This is a genomic window from Methylobacterium sp. WL12 (assembly GCF_008039475.1).
GTDB classification, from domain to species: domain Bacteria; phylum Pseudomonadota; class Alphaproteobacteria; order Rhizobiales; family Beijerinckiaceae; genus Methylobacterium; species Methylobacterium cerastii.
Window position 1 is genome coordinate 1 of the sequence record NZ_VRUW01000090.1, and the last position, 18,263, is coordinate 18,263.

The 18,263-nt window shown below is 70.5% G+C and carries 18 protein-coding genes; 12 read left to right on the top strand and 6 right to left on the bottom strand.

Annotated features, from left to right (window positions below; all coding sequences use genetic code 11):
* The 6 genes from FV226_RS23020 to FV226_RS23045 form a co-directional block, all read left to right on the top strand.
* The coding region (locus tag FV226_RS23020; RefSeq protein ID WP_246691701.1) for a hypothetical protein at nt 1–339 on the top strand (339 nt) is incomplete at its 5' end.
* A 153-nt stretch (nt 340–492) separates the two neighbouring features.
* Nucleotides 493–3,573 carry a formate dehydrogenase-N subunit alpha gene (gene fdnG, locus FV226_RS23025; protein WP_147764734.1) on the top strand — a complete coding sequence of 1,027 codons (3,081 nt, stop codon included), beginning with the start codon at nt 493–495 and terminating at the stop codon, nt 3,571–3,573.
* A gap of 15 nt (nt 3,574–3,588) precedes the next feature.
* Nucleotides 3,589–4,524 carry a formate dehydrogenase subunit beta gene (gene fdxH, locus FV226_RS23030; RefSeq protein WP_147753877.1) on the top strand — a complete coding sequence of 312 codons (936 nt, stop codon included), beginning with the start codon at nt 3,589–3,591 and terminating at the stop codon, nt 4,522–4,524.
* A gap of 130 nt (nt 4,525–4,654) precedes the next feature.
* A complete protein-coding gene (locus tag FV226_RS23035; RefSeq protein WP_147764735.1) occupies nt 4,655–5,374 on the top strand; it encodes a formate dehydrogenase subunit gamma in 720 nt (239 codons plus the stop codon).
* A 4-nt stretch (nt 5,375–5,378) separates the two neighbouring features.
* Complete coding sequence (gene fdhE, locus FV226_RS23040) at nt 5,379–6,386, top strand: formate dehydrogenase accessory protein FdhE (RefSeq protein ID WP_147764736.1); 1,008 nt, start codon at nt 5,379–5,381, stop codon at nt 6,384–6,386.
* Nucleotides 6,387–6,546: 160 nt separating this feature from the next.
* On the top strand, nt 6,547–6,822 hold the full coding sequence (locus tag FV226_RS23045) for a hypothetical protein (RefSeq protein WP_147764737.1): 276 nt from the start codon (nt 6,547–6,549) through the stop codon (nt 6,820–6,822).
* A gap of 130 nt (nt 6,823–6,952) precedes the next feature.
* Here the strand turns inward: FV226_RS23045 and FV226_RS23050 are convergent, their stop codons facing one another.
* The 5 genes from FV226_RS23050 to FV226_RS29005 form a co-directional block, all read right to left on the bottom strand.
* Entirely contained in the window at nt 6,953–7,282 is a 330-nt protein-coding gene (locus FV226_RS23050) for a hypothetical protein (RefSeq protein ID WP_147764738.1), read from the bottom strand.
* Between the two features lie 347 nt (nt 7,283–7,629).
* Nucleotides 7,630–8,103, bottom strand: coding sequence for an SRPBCC family protein (locus FV226_RS23060; protein ID WP_147753872.1), 474 nt, complete (start codon nt 8,101–8,103; stop codon nt 7,630–7,632).
* A gap of 170 nt (nt 8,104–8,273) precedes the next feature.
* Nucleotides 8,274–9,320: an aldo/keto reductase gene (locus FV226_RS23065; RefSeq protein WP_147753871.1), complete on the bottom strand. Its 1,047-nt coding sequence runs from the start codon at nt 9,318–9,320 to the stop codon at nt 8,274–8,276.
* Between the two features lie 197 nt (nt 9,321–9,517).
* Nucleotides 9,518–10,684, bottom strand: a complete 1,167-nt coding sequence (gene argE / locus FV226_RS23070; protein ID WP_147764739.1) for an acetylornithine deacetylase — start codon at nt 10,682–10,684, stop codon at nt 9,518–9,520.
* Between the two features lie 116 nt (nt 10,685–10,800).
* Entirely contained in the window at nt 10,801–11,442 is a 642-nt protein-coding gene (locus tag FV226_RS29005; protein ID WP_147764740.1) for a CatB-related O-acetyltransferase, read from the bottom strand.
* Nucleotides 11,443–11,692: 250 nt separating this feature from the next.
* On the opposite strand from FV226_RS29005, the gene FV226_RS23080 reads away from it, so the two are divergent.
* Nucleotides 11,693–12,010 carry a hypothetical protein gene (locus FV226_RS23080; RefSeq protein WP_147764741.1) on the top strand — a complete coding sequence of 106 codons (318 nt, stop codon included), beginning with the start codon at nt 11,693–11,695 and terminating at the stop codon, nt 12,008–12,010.
* A gap of 129 nt (nt 12,011–12,139) precedes the next feature.
* Here the strand turns inward: FV226_RS23080 and FV226_RS23085 are convergent, their stop codons facing one another.
* Nucleotides 12,140–12,394, bottom strand: a complete 255-nt coding sequence (locus FV226_RS23085) for a hypothetical protein (protein WP_147754399.1) — start codon at nt 12,392–12,394, stop codon at nt 12,140–12,142.
* Nucleotides 12,395–12,499: 105 nt separating this feature from the next.
* Here FV226_RS23085 and FV226_RS23090 point away from each other — a divergent pair, with 105 nt between their 5' ends.
* The 5 genes from FV226_RS23090 to FV226_RS23110 form a co-directional block, all read left to right on the top strand.
* Complete coding sequence (locus tag FV226_RS23090; RefSeq protein ID WP_147764742.1) at nt 12,500–14,155, top strand: ABC transporter substrate-binding protein; 1,656 nt, start codon at nt 12,500–12,502, stop codon at nt 14,153–14,155.
* 85 nt (nt 14,156–14,240) lie between these two features.
* On the top strand, nt 14,241–15,215 hold the full coding sequence (locus tag FV226_RS23095) for an ABC transporter permease (protein WP_147764743.1): 975 nt from the start codon (nt 14,241–14,243) through the stop codon (nt 15,213–15,215).
* Nucleotides 15,216–15,298: 83 nt separating this feature from the next.
* Nucleotides 15,299–16,162, top strand: coding sequence for an ABC transporter permease (locus FV226_RS23100; RefSeq protein WP_147764746.1), 864 nt, complete (start codon nt 15,299–15,301; stop codon nt 16,160–16,162).
* Between the two features lie 250 nt (nt 16,163–16,412).
* Nucleotides 16,413–17,393, top strand: coding sequence for an ABC transporter ATP-binding protein (locus FV226_RS23105; protein WP_147764744.1), 981 nt, complete (start codon nt 16,413–16,415; stop codon nt 17,391–17,393).
* Nucleotides 17,390–18,263 (top strand): ATP-binding cassette domain-containing protein (locus tag FV226_RS23110; protein ID WP_210246537.1); only part of this gene is annotated, 874 nt, incomplete at its 3' end. The genes FV226_RS23105 and FV226_RS23110, both read left to right, overlap by 4 nt.

Below are 18,263 nucleotides of genomic sequence, written 5' to 3' on the forward strand. Positions count from 1 at the left end.
CTCCTCCCCCGCCTCCTCTCAGCAGCCGCAGCCCTGGCGCTCGCGCTCGCCTGCACCCCCGGCCACGCCCAGACCAAGCCCGGCGACATCAAAGGCGTCGACGCGATGGGCGACAAGAGCCGCAGCGCCAACGACGGCTGGAGCCAGGCCCCAGTGCCGCGCGAGGAATCAGCGGCCAAGGATGCGCCCAACCCGGGCGGCAACTCCACGGCGGAGAACCGGGAGCGGAAGGTGCCGGGCGCCGACACCGGCTCCTCCTCGGGCACCGAGCCGCAGGCACCCCTCGACCACCGCACCCCGGGGCCGTCAGGACAGAACCCGGCCATTCCGTCGAAATAATTCCGGTTTCCGCTAGCGGATTGAACGAGCTGGTAAATCGTGCGTATTGCAGCGCGATATCCGCCCGATCTGTGTCACGGAACCGCACTTGCCTCGGGCCGGCAATCCTGGGAAGCATGCTGGAATTAGTCCAGCTCTGATCGGGATACTCGGATGACGATTCAGGTCTCACGGCGCGGCCTGCTGAAGGGTGGCGCCATCACCCTCGCGGGTGGCTCCCTCGGCGCCCTCGGCTTCGGCGGCCTCGAGCCGGCGATGGCGGCGGCGGTCCGCCCCTTCAAGCTCGCGCAGATGCGCGAGACCCGTAACACCTGCCCCTACTGTTCGGTGGCCTGCGGCGTCATCCTCTACAGCCTCGGCGACAAGTCGAAGAACGCCCGCTCTGCGGTGATGCACGTCGAGGGCGACCCCGACCACCCGATCAACCGCGGCACGCTCTGCCCGAAGGGCTCGGCGCTGCTCGACTTCATCCAGGCCGAGACCCGGACGAAGTACCCGCTGCACCGCGAGGCCGGCTCCAAGGAGTTCAAGCGCGTCTCCTGGGACTTCGCCTTCGAGCGGATCGCCCGGCTGATGAAGGAGGATCGCGACAAGAACTTCGTGGCCAAGAACGGCGACCTCACGGTCAACCGCTGGACCACGATGGGCTTCCTCGGCGCCTCGGCGACCTCCAACGAGACCGCGTGGCTCACCTACAAGACGGTCCGAAGCATGGGGGCCCTGGTCTTCGATAACCAGGCCAGGGTTTGACACGGCCCATCGGTCGCCAGTCTGGCGCCCTCCTTCGGCCGCGGTGCGATGACCAACCTCTGGATGGACATCAAGCACGCGGACGTCATCACCGTCATGGGCGGCAACGCCGCTGAGGCGCACCCCTGCGGCTTCAAGTGGGTGGTCGAGGCCAAGGCCCACAACAACGCCAAGCTGATCGTCGTCGACCCGCGCTTCACCCGCACGGCGTCGGTGGCTGACCTGTACTGCCCGATCCGCCAGGGGACCGACATCGCGTTCCTGTCGGGCGTGACCAAGTACCTGCTCGACAACGACAAGCTGCAGCATCGCTACGTCGCGGCATATTCCAACGCCGGCTACGTCGTGCGCGAAGGCTACGACTTCCAGGACGGGCTGTTTGCCGGCTACGATCCCGAGAAGCGCGACTACGACAAGTCGACCTGGGACTACGAGATCGGTCCCGACGGGTACGCGGTCGTCGACGAGACGATGCAGCACCCGCGTTGCGTCATGCAGCTGCTGAAGAAGCACGTCGCGATCTACACGCCCGAGATGGTGTCGCGGATCTGCGGCTCGCCGCAGGAGACCTTCCTCAAGGTCTGCGAGCTCATCGCCACGACCTCGACGCCCGACCGGACGATGGCTTCGCTCTATGCTCTCGGCTGGACGCACCACTCCAAGGGCTCGCAGAACATCCGCTCGATGTGCATCGTGCAGACGTTGCTCGGCAACATCGGCATGTTGGGTGGCGGCATGCAGGCCTTGCGCGGCCACTCCAACATCCAGGGGCTGACGGACCTCGGGCTGATGAGCAACCTCATCCCCGGCTACCTGAACATCCCGATCGAGAAGGAGCCGACCTACAAGGACTACGCGTCCAAGCGCGAGTTCAAGCCGCTGCGGCCGGGGCAGACCAGCTACTGGCAGAACTACAACAAGTTCTTCGTCTCGTTCCAGAAGGCGATGTGGGGCGAGAAGGCGACCAAGGAGAACGACTGGGCCTACGACTACCTGCCCAAGCTCGACGTGCCGACCTACGACGTGCTGCGCGGCTTCGAGCTGGCGAAGCAAGGCAAGATGACCGGGTACTTCATCCAGGGCTTCAATTGCCTGATGTCGTTCCCCAATCGCGCCAAGATGACGGAAGCCTTCTCCAAGATGAAGTTCATCGTGGTGATGGACCCGCTCAAGACCGAGACCGCGCGGTTCTGGGAGAACCACGGCGAGTACAACGACGCGGACACCGCCTCGATCCAGACCGAGGTGTTCGAGCTGCCGACCACGCTGTTCGCCGAGGAGGAGGGCTCGCTCTCCAACTCCAGCCGCTGGCTGCAATGGCACTGGCAGGCTCAGGACGCTCCGGGCGAGTGCAAGCCCGACATCGACATCATGGCGGGCATCTTCCTGCGCATGAAGGAGATGTATCAGAAGGAGGGCGGCGCCTTCCCGGACCCGATCGTCAACCTGACCTGGAACTACGCGATCGCCCACGAGCCAACGCCGACCGAGCTCGCTCGCGAGATGAACGGCTACACGCTCGCCCCGACGCCGGGCCTCGACGGGCAGACCCTGCCCGCCGGCCGCCAGGTCGACGGCTTCGCCCAGCTCAAGGACGACGGCACCACCGCCTGCGGCTGCTGGATCTACTCGGGCTGCTACACCGAGAAGGGCAACACCATGGCCCGCCGCGACAACGCGGATCCGGGCGACCGCGGCATCGCGCCGAACTGGGCCTTCGCCTGGCCGGCCAACCGCCGCGTGCTCTACAACCGCGCCTCGTGCGACCCGGAAGGGAAGCCGTGGTCGGAGAAGAAGAAGCTCATCGAGTGGAACGGCAAGCAGTGGGTCGGCTTCGACGTGCCGGACTACGGCGTCACCGTCGCCCCCGATAAGGGCGTCGGCCCGTTCATCCTCAACCAGGAGGGCGTCGCCCGCCTGTGGACCCGCGGCCTGATGCGCGACGGGCCGTTCCCGACGCACTACGAGCCGTTCGAGTCGCCGATGGCCAACATCCCGTTCCCGCGGGTGAAGGGCAATCCGGCGTCGCGGATCTTCAAGGACGACCTGGCCGACCTCGGCACCGCGGAAGAGTTCCCCTACGCGGCGACGAGCTACCGGCTGACCGAGCACTTCCATGGCTGGACCAAGCACGCCCGGATCAACGCGATCCTCCAGCCGGAGGCCTTCGTCGAGATCTCCGAGCAGCTCGCGAAGGAGAAGGGCATCGTGAAGGGCGGCTGGGTCCGGGTCTGGTCCAAGCGCGGCTCGCTCAAGGCCAAGGCCGTCGTCACCAAGCGCATCAAGCCGCTGATGTGCGACGGGAAGGCCGTCCACGTGGTCGGCATCCCGCAGCATTGGGGCTTCATGGGCCAGACGAAGAAGGGATGGCACCCGAACTCGCTCACCCCGGTGGTCGGCGACGCCAACACCGAGACGCCCGAGTTCAAGGCGTGGCTCGTCAACATCGAGCCGACGACGCCGCCGTCGGACGCGGTCGCGTAAGGGGAGCATCAGACAATGGCCGATTACAGCTCCCTCGACATCCGGCAGCGCTCCGCCTCCACGGAGACGCCGCCGGCCATCCGCTCCCACATGGAGGTCGCCAAACTCATCGACGTGTCGAAGTGCATCGGCTGCAAGGCCTGCCAGTCGGCCTGCGAGGAGTGGAACGACCTGCGGGACGACGTCGGCGTCAACGTCGGCGTCTACGACAACCCGCACGACCTCACGCCGAAGACGTGGACCCTGATGCGGTTCACGGAATACGAGAACGAGGCGACCAACAACCTCGAATGGCTGATCCGCAAGGACGGCTGCATGCACTGCACCGATCCGGGCTGCCTCAAGGCGTGCCCGTCCCCGGGCGCGATCGTGCAGTACTCCAACGGCATCGTCGACTTCATCGAGGAGAACTGCATCGGCTGCGGCTACTGCGTGAAGGGCTGCCCGTTCAACATCCCGCGCATCTCCGAGAAGGACCACAAGGCGTACAAGTGCACGCTGTGCTCGGACCGCGTGGCCGTCGGGCAGGCGCCCGCCTGCGCCAAGGCGTGCCCCACCGGCTCGATCATGTTCGGCACCAAGGCCGCGATGATCGAGCAGGCGCAGACCCGCGTGATCGACCTCAAGTCGCGCGGCTTCGAGCATGCCGGCCTCTACGACCCGGCCGGCGTCGGCGGCACGCACGTGATGTACGTGCTCCACCACGCCGACAAGCCGCAGCTCTATGCCGGCCTGCCGCTCGACCCGAAGATCTCGCCGCTGGTCGCCTTCTGGAAGGGAGGCGCCAAGGTGTTCGGGCTCGCCGCGATGGGCTTCGCCGCGGTCGCCGGCTTCTTCCACTACGTCACGGCGGGGCCGAACGAGGTCGTCGCCGAGGAAGAGGAAGAGGCGATCGAGTACGACCACGAGAAACGCCGTGGCGCCGAGGGCGGCGAGAACCGGCCGCACTGACGGAATCGAGGCGGCGCACATTCGGCGCCGCCTCGGGTCGAGATCGCCGGGACGCATCGGTGGCCGCGGGCGAAGCGACCGCCCGCGTCCCGGCTCCGTTTCGTGCCGCCATTCGAGAGAAGCAGATTCGATGACCGTTCACACCGACATCCGAGACGGCGACGCGCGCCCCCTGCGTGAGGTGCACGAGGCGCCCGAGGTGCTGTACGTCCCGCGCTACACCGGTCTGCAGCGGGTCAACCACTGGATCACCGCGATCCTGTTCACCCTGCTGACCCTCTCGGGCCTGGCGATGTTCACGCCCTACCTGTTCTCGCTCACTGGCATCTTCGGCGGCGGCCAGGCGACGCGGGCGATCCACCCGTGGTTCGGCGTGGCGCTGGCCGTCAGCTTCGCGCTGCTGTTCCTGCGGTTCTGGAAGCTCAACATCCCCAACAAGGACGACGTCGCCTGGTCGATGAAGATCGGCGACGTGGTGACCAACCGCGAGGACCGGCTGCCCGAGCTCGGCAAGTACAATGCCGGCCAGAAGGGCGTGTTCTGGGGTCAGACCGCCCTGATCGGGATCATGTTCGTCACCGGCCTGGTGATCTGGGACCAGTATTTCTACACCTACACCGTCATCGAGACGAAGCGCTGGGCGCTGCTGGCGCATTCACTGGCCGCGGTCATCGCCATCGCGATCATCGTCGTGCACATCTATGCCGGCATCTGGGTGCGCGGCACCGGCCGGGCGATGGTGCGCGGCACCGTCACCGGCGGCTGGGCCTATCGCCACCATCGCAAGTGGTTCCGGCAGATCGCCGGCGGCAAGCGCCAGCGCGGCTCCACCGACAAGCGCGGGCACTGACGCCTTGGCCCGTTTCTTCAAGCGCAACCCCGCGGCCGAGCCCGCGGGGCAAAATCCCGCGGGCGACGAAGCCGCCCAGGCCCCGAAACGCCCCAAGCTCCACGAGTTGCAGCCCGATCCGGACCGGATCGGCATCGCCGGCTCGGTGCCTTTCGTCCAGCTCCCCGTCCCCGCCGACCTGTTCGCGAACCGCGCCCTGCGCCTGCAGCGCCTCGCGCCCGACCATCCGATGGGCGGCTACCTCGACCTGCTCGCCCGCATCGCCACGGCGCAGGCCGCGGTTCAAGCCTCTCGCGCCGCGCGGGGCGTCCCGCCCGCCGAGCCCCATCCGGACGTGGCGATGCGGCTCGAGCACGGCATGCCGCCGATCTCCCGGCACACCCTTGAGGCGCCCGACGCCTTCCCCGCCTGCCTCGACGCGCTGCTCGACGCCCTCGACCTCGGCCCGGCGCCGCGGGCCGCCCACGACGCGGTGGCGGCGCTCCGTGCGGCCAGCGCGGACGAGCGCCTCGACCTCGGCGTGCAGGTGTTCGAGGGCGCGTTCCCGGTGGCGCGCATGGCCGAATGCGTGTTCGTCGCGGCCGCCCTCCAGGTCTGCCTGTCGGAGGCCGCCGCCGGCCTCGACCGCACCGCCCTCAAGGCGGTGGCCGACGGCGTCTGCCCGTGTTGCGGCGGGGCGCCGGTGGCGAGCCTGATCGTCGCCTGGACTCCCGCCGACAAGGCGCGCTACCTCGCCTGCTCGCTCTGCGGCAGCCAGTGGAACCACGTTCGCATCCGCTGCACCGCCTGCGGCTCCGGCGAGGCGATCAGCTACCAGAGCCTCGACGAGGTCTCGAAGGACATCCAGGTCGAGACCTGCGGCACCTGCCACAGCTACATCAAGCACATGCACCAGCACCGCGACCCCGTGCTCGACCCGGTGGCCGACGACGTCGCCTCCTACGGCCTCGACCTCAAGATCGTCGAGGAAGGGTTTCGCAAGTCGGGCCTGAACCCGCTCTTCGTGATCTGACGCGGTCTTTCGCGATCTGACGCGGTCTTGCGTGGCCCCGCGCCAAGCCCGCCTCGTGCAGCATGGCGCCCATCGCCGCGGGCCGGGGATCGATTGCGCGCAAGCCACGTTGTGGAGGCTCGGGGGCGTTCGCGTCCCGACCTCCATGTCAGGCCCGACCATGACCAGACTCGCCCTCGCCGCGGCGCTTGCCCTCGGCCTCGCCAGCCCCGCCCTCGCCCAGATGATTGAGACGCCGACGAGCACCACCGTGATCGTGCCGCCCGGCGCGCCGGGCGTCGTCACGCGTCAGACCAATTCGACCGGCGGGGACGCCGCCGCCACCTACTCGCCGACCGGCCGGGCCGCCGACGGCGTCGCCACCGACTCGGCCGCCGCCGGCAACGCGGGCCAGCCATCGCGCATCGGCTCGACCGGCAGCAGCGGCGGCCGCTGAGGCGTCCCTAGCCGACAGGCTCCACGCCCGTCGGCTTTCAGGTCTGCATTCAGGAAGGCGCTCCGCCACGGCGGGGCGCCTTTCGCCGTTCGGGGCCAGGCCGATTCAACGCCGACCCCGTGTCGCGAGCCTACGGATAGCCGTAGCGGCTCTTGGCGGCGGCGAGCAGGTGCAGGGCCTCGCCGTCGCGGCCGGCGGCGCAGGCCGCCGAGGCGTGGGCGAGGTCCGCGCTGAACCGGTCCCCGACCGGCTTGTTGAGGTTGCCCGTGGCGACGTCGCTGTCGACCACGGCTTGCGTCCTGCCGATCGCCGGGCCGCAGCCGGAGCCCTGCGGCAGCACCACGGGCGCGGGCGCCGCCGCCGCGACGACAGCGGGCGCCGCGGCCTTCTGCTGGCAGCCGGCGAGCGCGCCGGCGACGAGGAGGGCGGCGAGCGAAAATCCAGAGATCTTGGTCGGCACGGGCGGCTTTCCCTGATACGGCGCAGCGTGCGCCGGACGGTTTTTGAGCCCGCGCCGCCGGCCGGTCAATCGTTCGATGCGATCCGCCAGTGCGTCCGTGGATCGCCCAGTGGACGTGCGTCCCCCCTCTCCCCGCACGCGGGGAGAGGGCCGCGACGACCCCGTCGTCGGCGCGGCGAGGCGGCAGCCGACGGTGAGGGGGCTTCGACGAGAGAGGCTCGTCCGTTCGCTCCCCCTCACCGCCGCTTCGGCTTCGCCTCCGCTTCCCGCAGGCACGACAAGGTGCCTGCGGGCCTCTCCCCGCGAGCGGGGAGAGGGGAAGCCCGAGCAGATCTTGTTTCGCCGGCTTACTTCGCCTTGTCGGCGATGGCCTTCAGGCCCGACTCGTAGATGCCGGAGATCGCGTCGGTGGCGACGGTGTCCGGGGCGCCCTTGGCGTTGAAGGTGCCGGTCCAGCTCAGCTTCGAGCCGGTGCCGTCCGGGGCGACCGAGAGGGTCGACTTGTAGTCGGAGACCGGCAGCGGGCCGGACAGGATCGTGTAGGTGTAGCTCATCACCTTGTCGTCGCGGGAGACCTGCTCCTCGACCAGCGTGCCGCCGCCCTTGAGCGAGAGGGTGCGGACCTTCATGCCGTCCTTCTCGGAGGGCACGCACTTCTCGACCGCCGGGTGCCAGTCGCCGATGCCGCAGAAGTCGCCGATGGTCTGCCAGACCTTGGCGGGCGGGGCGGCGACGGTGGCGGTCTTCGCGACGTCGATGGCGTAACCCGGCACCGTGCCGGCGACGAGCGCGAGGACGGGCAGAGCGAGGGTCCGGATCATGATGGGCGTCTCCGACGAAATGGCGGCGCGCGCCGGAGGACCCGGCGCCGACCCTCTTGGGGGCAGGCACGAGCTAGGCCTCGACCCCCGCCGTGGCAATGGCGGCCGCCCGCAAGCGATCGCGGGTGGGCGGATCGCGTCACCTCGGGTCCGTCACGCTGGCTTCGTCGTCATCGGGCGTTCTTGCGCCCGGCCTCGGCGAGCTGCTTCGCCCGCGCGCCTTGGGTCTCGAACATCCAGCCCGGGTACTCGCGCGGCAGCACGCTCACCGCGTCGAGGGCGTCGAGCTCGGCCTCGCTCAGGTCCACCTGCGTCGCGGCAATGTTGTCGTCGAGCTGGTCGAGGCGCTTGGCGCCGACGATGACGCTCGACACCACGCGCCGGTGCAGCAGCCACGCCAGCGCGATCTGTGCGATCGACACGTTCCGGGCGGCCGCCATCGGCCGCATCGCGTCGATGCAGGATTCGGCGCGGCTGCGCTCCACCGGCGGGAAGTCGAACGCGGCGCGGCGGCCGTCTCCGTTCGCGTCTCCGGAATACTTGCCCGAGAGCAGGCCGCCGGCGAGCGGGCTCCAGACCATCAGGCCAAGGCGCTCGCTCTTGAGCATCGGCACGATCTCGCGCTCGAGGTCGCGGCCGGCCAGCGTGTAGTAGGCCTGCAGGCTCTCGAAGCGGGCCAGCCCCTCGCGCTCGGAGATGCCGAGCGCCTTCACGATCTGCCACGCCGCCCAGTTCGAGACGCCGACGTAGCGGACGTGGCCGTGCTGCACGAGGATGTCGAGGGCCCGCACCGTCTCCTCGATCGGCGTCGCCGGATCGAAGCCGTGGATCTGGTAGAGGTCGATGTGGTCGAGCTGCAGCCGCTTCAGGCTCGCCTTCACCGCATCGAGCAGGTGCACCCGTGAAGCGCCGCGGGAATTCGCACCCGTGCCGGTCGGCCCGTAGGCCTTGGTCGCGACCACCACGTTCTCGCGCGGCACCTTCAGGTTCTTCAGGGCCTGGCCGGTGATCTGCTCCGACAGGCCCTCGGCGTAGACGTCCGCCGTGTCGAGAAAGTTGATCCCGGCATCGATCGCGCGGCCGACGAGGCGCTCGGCTTCCGCTTGGTCGAGCGCACCGATCTGCCGCCACATCCCCTCCCCACCGCCGAAGGTCATCGTGCCGAGGCAGAGTTCCGAGACGAAGAGGCCGGTCCGGCCGAGCTTGTTCTGGCGCATGGGGTGTCCTGTGGGGATCGCCGTCCCGGCTCCCTCTCCCGTTCGAGAGAGGGTCGGGGTGAGGGGACAGGTTCATCCGGAGAGGGCTCGCCCCTCACCCTGCCCCTCTCCCGAACGGGAGAGGGGACCTGCGTCCCCACCGGAAGCGGCGGTTCGACTTCGATAGATAGGGCCGCCCCGTGCCGGGTCGACCGGCCTCACCCCGCGCGGCTGTCGGCGATCAGCCGGCGCACGAAGGCGACGCAGGCGTCGAGCTCGGCGAGCGTGATGAATTCGTCGGCCTTGTGGGCGCGGGCGATCGAGCCGGGGCCGATCACCACCGCCGGCACGTCGCCGAGCGCCTGGAACAGCCCGCCCTCGGTGCCGAACGAGACCTTGGCGTGGCCGTTGCGCCCGGCGAGGCGCTTGGCCAGCGTCACCAGCTCGGAATCGACCGCGGTCTCGAGGCCGGGATAGTCGATCAGCGGCGCGATCTCGACGCCGCAGGACGGGTCGCGCCCGGCCATCTCCGTAGCGAGCGTTTCGGTGGCGAAGGCGATCGCGCTGCGGGCGAGCGCACCGGCGTCGTCGGCGCCGATGGCCCGGAACTCGAAGTCGACGCTGCAGAGATCGGGCACGATGTTGAGCGCGGTGCCGCCGTGGACGACGCTGCTGAGCCCGGTCGTGTGCGGCACGTCGTAGAGCGGGTCGCGGGCGCCGGACGCGGCCAGCGCGTCGGCCGCCTGCTTGACGTGGAGGATGAAGCGCGCGGCATATTCCACCGCGTTGACGCCGGACGGCGCCAGCGCCGAGTGACAGGCCTTGCCGCGGAAGGTGACGCGGGCGGCGTGCTTGCCCTTGTGCCCGGTGACGACCTCCATGCCGGTCGGCTCGCCGACGAAGCACCCGAGCGGCGCGAGCCCCCTATCCCGCATCCGCGCGATCAGGGGGCGCACGCCGAGGCATCCGACCTCCTCGTCGTAGGACAGCGCGATGTGCAGCGGACGGGCGAGCGGCGCCGCCGCCATCTCCGGCAGGAGCGCGAGGCAGACGGCCAAAAAGCCCTTCATGTCCGAGGTGCCGCGGCCGTAGAGGCGTCCGTCGACCTCGGCGAGCTGGAACGGGTCGTGGGTCCAGGCCTGGCCCGCCACCGGCACCACGTCGCTGTGGCCGGACAGCACGTAGCCCGGCACCTCGGCCGGCCCGACCGTGATCCACAGGGCGGCCTTCTCGCCGGTCTCGTCCACCACCCGCTCGACCGCGGCGCCGTGGCTCTCCGCGAAGTCCTGGACCCAGTCGATCAGCGGCAGGTTCGTCAGCGCGCTGGTGGTGTCGAACGCCACGAGGGTGGCGAGGATGTCCCTGGGCGTGGGTGCGGTGGGCATACGGTCCTTCGACGGCGCGGCGCGGCGGCCGGGAGGCCGGCACTCAAGGGGATGACGAGAGGGATAGCGAGAACCGGCCCCGACGCGCAACGGCGACGGCGCACCTGCGCCCGACCTCACGCCTCGGGTTTCGGTTTCGGTTTGCGCGGCCTGGGCGCCCGCTTGCGCGCGTCCGGCACGGCCTCGGCCCGCGCCAGGAAGGCCTCGATGTCGGCGCCGAGGATCAGCGGCAGGTGGTCGGCGATCCGCGCGTCGTCCCAGGCCCACCAGCACACGCGCAGCAGCCGCGCGATGGTCTCGGCATCGAAGCGATGGCGCAGGACGGTCGCCGGGTTGCCGGTGACGATGGCGTAGGCCGGCACGTCGCGGCGCACCACGGCGCCGGCGCCCACGACCGCCCCGCTGCCGACGGTGACGCCGGACAGGATCGTGCTGTTGGCGCCGAGCCAGACCTCGTCGCCGAGCACGACGTCGCCGCGCGTGGCGTGGTCGTGCGCGCCGGCCGCCGCGTTCGGCCAGAAGGCGGCGAGCGCCTTGAACGGGTAGGTGGTCACGAGGTCCGTGCGGTGGTTGCCGAGCGCGATGGTGACGTTCGGTCCGATCGAGCAGAAGCGCCCGATGTGAAGCCGTGCCGATTCCGGCTCCAGCACCCGCGGGTTGCCGTAGCTGTGCGCCCCGACCGTCCAGCCCCAGCGCGCGATGCTGCGGGCGAGGTGAAAGGCGGTGAGGTCGTCGAAGACCGGCTTCGGCTCGATCATGCGGCGGGGCTCTCGGTCGGCGCCGCGCGGGGGCGGCCGCGTCGGTCTACCACGGATGAGGCGGGGCTCCGGCGCGGCGAGGTTCGACGGGGCTGTCGTTCCCGCGCTCTCCCATGCCGAAGCTACCGGGGCGGCACAGGGGCGGACGGGGGCCGTGGCGATACGGTTCAGATCGGCGGCCGCGACCATGGATATTGAACAACCCGGTCGCGACGCCGTTGCTCACACATAGAAACCCGGAGGAAACTTGATGTCGTACAAGACTCTCGCGCTCGCCGCCTGCCTGATCCTGCCGCTCGGCGGCACTGCCTTCGCCCAGACCGGCACCACCGGAAGCCCCAGCGCGGGTCCGACCGCAGGCGGCACCGTGAACTCCGGCGGCACCACGGGCACGACGGGATCCACCGGCGGCACGATGAGCGGCTCGGCCGGCACGATGGCCCCGGGCGCCGGCTCGCCGCCCCCCGGCGCGAGCGGCGGCCCCTCGACCAGCACCGCCGGCGCGCCCGCCGGCAGCGGCGGCGGCAACGGCACCACCGGCAGCGGCGCAGCTCCCAGCGGCAAGTGATCGGCGACAAGTGATCGGCGACAAGTGATCGCCGGACGATCGGACTGACGCGATCGCCCTGAGGTGGTCGCGTCGAGGCGGAGCGGGCCGGGCGGCCCGCTCCGCCTTTTTCCGCTCGAAGGCCGACGGTCACCCGCCCTGCAGCGATTCCGCGAAATCCTCCGGCACCTCGCCGAACTGCCCGAGGATCGTCACGCTTTCCAATTCCCCGGTCTCGTCGTCGGCCACCACCTTCAGCGCCGCGGTGCCGGGCATCCGCCCGGCCATGGCCTGCGCCTTCTTCAGCGCGCCGCTCTCGGTCGGAGCCACCTCGCGGTCGCCCGGCACCAGGCGCTTGCGCTTGACCACGAAGGTCTGGACCACGAACGTCGTCTTCATACCCATCGCGTGTCCTCGAACCGTGCAGCAAAACCGTCGGTTGGCACGATTGACGCTAGCGCCGTCGATGCGCCACCCTCGCGTGCCCGCTCCTCCTACACGGAACCGTCGATGATCGAGACGCGCCGTCGTCCGCGCCGAACCCTGTCGCGCGTTGCCCTGTCTGGATCGGTCCTCTGCGGGCTGGCCATGTCGGCGGCCTGGACCGGCCAGGCGCAAGCCCGCGACCTGCGCATCGGCCTGGCGGCGGAAGCCACCTCGATGGATCCGCACTTCCACAACCTCGGCCCCAACAACTCGCTGCGGCGCCACATCTTCGAAGGGCTGGTCACCACGGACGCCGCGATGGCGGTGGTGCCGGCCCTCGCCCTGTCCTGGACGGCCGACGACGAGCACACCTGGACGTTCAAGCTCCGCCCGAACGTGACCTTCTCCGACGGCACGCCGTTCACCGCGAACGACGTGATCTACACCTTCTGCCGCATCCCTTTGGTCGAGAACTCGCCCTCCTCCTTCGCCACCTTCGTCCGGCCGTTCGAGGGCGTCACCGCCCCCGACCCGCTGACCGTGGTGATCAAGACCGCGGGGCCCCTGCCGCTCCTGCCGACCAACATCACCGCGCTCGGCATGCTCAGCGCCAAGGCGTCGGGCGCCCCCGGCCCGGTCGCGTTCGCCAAGGGCGGATGCATCGGGATGGGCACCCCGCCGAAATCCACCGATTTCGGCAACCCCAAGGTCGCGGTCGGCACCGGCCCCTACGCGCTCAAGGAGTACGTGCGCGGCACGCAGGTGGTGCTTTCCAAGAACCCGACCTACTGGGGCGCGGCCCCCGCCTTCGACACGGTGACGATGAAGCCGATCGTCTCGACCGGCCCGCGCGTGGCGGCGCTGCTCGCCGGCGACGCCGACCTGATCGAGAACCCGGCGATCCAGGACCTGCCGCGGATCGAGGCGGCGGGCTTCACCGTCACCAAGGGCCTGTCGAACCGGATCATCTACATCCACCTCGACCAGTTCGACGGCGCGGGCTGGAAGACGCCGACGATCCGCGGGACCGACAAGAACCCCTTGCTCGACAAGCGCGTGCGCGAGGCGCTCTCCAAGGGCATCGACCGCAAGGCCATCGTCGAGCGCGTGATGGGCGGGGTGGCGCAGGCAGCCGGCGAGCTGCTGCCCTTTCCGCTCTCCGGCACGACCAAGGACTTCCCCGTCGTCCCTTACGATCCGAAGGCGGCAAAGGACCTGCTCGCCCAGGCCGGCTACCCGAACGGCTTCGAGATCACGCTCGGTACGCCGAACGACCGCTACATCAACGACGAGAAGATCGCGCAGGCCGTCGCCCAGATGTGGAGCCGGATCGGCGTGAAGACGAGCCTCGACGCCTCGACCTCCTCGACCTTCTTCACCCGGCGCAACACGTTCTCGTTCTCGGCGTATCTCGCCGGCTGGGGCGCGGATTCCGGCGAGATGTCGAACTCGCTGAACTCGCTGCTGCTGTGCTTCGACCCGGAGACCGGCCGCGGCTTCACCAACCGGGGCCGCTACTGCAACCGCGAGGTCGACCGGCTCACGATCGAGGCGATGCGCACCTTCGACGAAGCCGAACGCTCCGCCCTGCTGCGCCGGGCCTCGGCGCTGGCCATGGCGGACTATCCGCTGATCCCGCTCCACTTCGAGGTGACCCCCTGGGCCACGGTGAAGAGCCTGCGCTACACGCCGCGGATCGACCAGTACACGCTGGCGATGGACGTCGTGGTGGTGAAGTGAGGGGTCGGGCTTCGCGGCCACCGCGCACCCCCTCTCCCCGCCTGCGGGGAGAGGGAATGCGCACCTCGTTCGGCGGCGTGTCCCCATGCTGACCTACCTGATCCAGCGCTTCGGCCAGGCGCTCGTCACCGTCGCGGCGATGGCGACGCTGGTGTTCCTCGGCGTCTACGCCATCGCCGACCCGATCGACATGCTGGCCGCACCCGACGCGACGCCGGACGAGCGCGCCGCCATCGCCGCCCGGCTCGGGCTCGACCGGTCGCTGCCGGTCCAGTTCGGCACCTTCGCCTGGCGCGCCCTGCACGGGGATCTCGGGCGCTCGTTCGTCTACAACGAGTCCGCCCTGTCGGTGATCGTGCAGCGCCTGCCGGCGACCCTGGAGCTGGCGCTCACCGCCCTGGTGCTCGCCGTTGCGGTCGGCCTGCCGCTCGGCCTCTGGGCGGGCCTGCGGCCGAACGCAGCCTCGGGCCGGACGATCATGACCGGCTCGATCCTCGCGTTCTCGCTGCCGAACTTCTGGCAGGGTCTGATGCTGGTGCTGGTCTTCGCGGTGACGCTCGGCTGGTTCCCGGCGGGCGGCCGCGGCGAGACGGTGAACGTGCTCGGCGTCGAGACCGGCCTGCTGACCCTCGACGGCCTGCGCCACCTCGTCCTCCCTGCGGTGAACCTCGCGCTGTTCAAGCTCGCGGTGGTGATTCGGCTGGCGCGCGCCGGCACCCGCGAGGCGATGCTGCAGGACTACGTGCGCTTCGCCCGCGCCAAGGGCCTCTCGCCCGCCCGCATCGTCGGGGTGCACGTGCTGAAGAACATCCTGCTGCCGGTGGTGACGGTGATCGGTCTCGAGTTCGGCTCGATGATCGCCTTCGCCGTCGTCACCGAGACGGTGTTCGCCTGGCCCGGCATCGGAAAGCTTTTGATCGACTCGATCAACCGCCTCGATCGCCCGGTGATCGTCGCCTACCTGATGCTGACGGTTTGCCTGTTCGTGCTCATCAACCTGATCGTGGACCTGATCTATGCCGGCCTCGATCCGCGCGTCCGCCTGTCGGAGGCCGCGTGAGCCGTCCCGAGATCCTACCTTCCGAAGGCCTGCCCGCCGACGGCCCGCCCGCCGCGTCGGCTCGGGTCGAGGCGGCCGAGCCGGTGTGGCGCGCCCACTTCCGCGCCTTCTTCCGCAGCCCCGGGGCGGCTTTGGGCTTCGCGATCCTGGTGCTGACGATCCTGGCCGCGTGCCTCGCCCCCTGGATCACCCCGCAGGACCCCTACGACCTCGCCAACCTCGACGTGATGGACGGCACCCTGCCCCCCGGCAGCCGCAGCGTTTCCGGCCTGCTCTACGTGCTCGGCACCGACGCGCAGGGGCGCGACATGCTCTCGGCCATCGTCTACGGCCTGCGCGTCTCCCTCGTCGTCGGCCTCTCGGCGACCCTGGTCGCCGCGACGCTGGGCTCGGCGGTCGGCGTGCTCGCGGCCAACGCCGGCGGCCGGGTCGACGCCGTGCTGATGCGGCTGGCCGACCTCCAGCTTTCGTTCCCGGCGATCCTGATCGCGCTGGTGCTGCTCGCCGCCTTCGGCCGCGGGGTCGACAAGGTCGTGATCGCCCTCATCGCCGTGCAATGGGCCTACTACGCCCGCGCCATCCGGGCGACCGCCCTGGTCGAGCGCCGCCGCGAGTACATGGAGGCCGCCCGCGCCCTCGCCCTGCCCCGGCGCAGCCTGATCGTCCGCCACCTGCTGCCGAACTGCCTGCCCCCGGTGATCGTCGTCGCGACCATGCAGGTGGCCCACGCCATCGCGCTGGAGGCGACGCTGTCCTTCCTCGGCGTCGGCGTGCCGGTGACCGAGCCTTCCCTCGGGCTGCTGATCAAGAACGGCTACGACTACCTGCTCTCGGGCAAGTACTGGATCTCGACCTTCCCCGGCCTGGCGCTGGTGGCCGTCATCGTCGCGATCAACCTCGTCGGCGACCGGCTGCGCGACGTGCTGAACCCGAGGTTTTCGGATTGATGGCGTTCGGGACGTCGTGGAGCGAAAGGCTCGCAGCTCCAGCCTCCGCCTTCCCGGACGACCTAAGCGCAGCGGAGGGACGATCCGGGACCCAGCACAGGAATGGGCGAAGCGCCGCGTATTTCCCGGTGCTCCAGGGCGCAGGAGCTGCTTCGCGGCGCTCGTCGTGCTGGATCCCGGATCGCCTTCCGCTCACGCTGCTGGCGTCCGGGAAAACGGCAGCGCTCCGTGCCGCCGGGCGGCGCATGTCATGACCGCCCCCGTCCTCGCCCTCGAAAACCTCAGCGTCGGCTTCCGGGCCGGCGGGCGCGAGCACGTCGCCGTGGACCGGGTGAGCCTCACCGTGAACCGGGGCGAGGTGCTGGGGCTCGTCGGCGAGTCCGGTTCGGGCAAATCGGTGACCGGGCTCGCGCTGATGGGGCTGATCGAGGCGCCCGGCCGAGTGTCCGGCGGAAAGATCCTGTTCGAGGGCCGCGACATCGCCGGCCTGCCGGAAGCGGAGCTCCGCCCGTTGCGCGGCAAGCGCATGGCGATGATCTTCCAGGACCCGATGACCACCCTGAACCCGGTGCTGCGGGTCGAGACCCAGGTCGTCGAGGCGATCCGCGCGCACGAGCGCGTCGGGGTGGCCGCCGCCCGGGCGCGGTCACGCGAGGCGCTGGTCAAGGTCGGGATTCCGGCGCCCGACGAACGCCTGCGCGCCTACCCGCACCAGCTCTCGGGCGGCATGCGCCAGCGCATCGCCATCGCCATCGCGCTGCTGCACGCGCCGGCCCTCCTCATCGCCGACGAGCCGACCACGGCCCTCGACGTGACGATCCAGGCGCAGATCCTGGCCGAGGCGCAGGCGCTCTGCGCCGAGATGGGCACGGCGCTCATCTGGATCACCCACGACCTCGCGGTGGTGGCCGGCCTCGCCGACCGGCTCTGCGTGATGTACGCCGGCCGCATCGTCGAGGGCGGGCCGGTGGCCGACGTGATCGAGGCGCCGCTCCATCCCTACACCGCCGGACTGATCGGCTCCGCCCCGAGCCGCAACGCGCGCGGCGTGCCGCTGACGCAGATCCCCGGCATGGCGCCCTCGCTCGTCGACCGCCCCCCGGGCTGCGCCTTCGCGCCGCGCTGCCCCGCCGCGACGCCCGACTGCGCCGCGCCGCCGCCCACGGCCCTTGCCGAGCCGTCGCGGTTCGCCCTCTGCCGCCATCCCCTGCAGCCGGCACGTTTCACGTGAAACCTCTTCTCAGCCTCGACGCCGTCTCGAAGCGGTTCGGCACCAGCCCCTCGCTCGCCGCGCGCTTGGCCGGCCTCCTCGGGGAGCGCCGGCCGCCGAGCGCGGTGCAGGCGGTGACCGACGTGGACCTGTCGATCGAGGCCGGCGAGGTCGTCGGCCTCGTCGGCGAATCCGGCTGCGGGAAGTCGACCCTGGCCCGGCTCGCCGCCGGCCTTCACGCCCCGAGCCGCGGGCGGGTGCTGCAGGACGGGCGCGACCGGGCCGGGATGAGCGCCGCGGAACGCCGCACGGCGGCGCTCGCCGTGCAGATGATCTTCCAGGACGCCACCGCCGCCCTCAACCCGCGCCTGCGGGTGCTCGACATCGTCGGCGAGGCGCCGGTCACCCACGGCCTCGTCCCGGCACGCGACCGGCGCGCCTACGTCGCCGAGCAGCTCGCCCGCGTCAGCCTCGGGCCGGACGCGATGGCGCGCTACCCGCACCAGTTCTCCGGTGGTCAGCGCGCTCGCATCGGCATCGCGCGGGCCTTGGCCGTGAAGCCGCGGATGCTGGTCTGCGACGAGTCGGTGGCGGCGCTGGACGTCTCGATCCAGGCGCAGGTGCTGAACCTGTTCCTGGAGCTCCGCCGCGACCTCGGCCTGACCTACCTGTTCGTCAGCCACGACCTCGGGGTGGTCGAGCACATCGCCTCGCGGGTGGCGGTGATGTATCTCGGCCGCCTCGTCGAGGTGGCGCCGGCCGAGACCCTGTTCGCGCAGCCGGCGCACCCCTACACGATCAGCCTGCTCGCCCAGACGCCGAAGCTGGTGCCGGGCAAGCGCCGGTTCCAGGCGCTGCCGGGCGAGCCGCCCTCCCCGCTCGCGCCCCCGC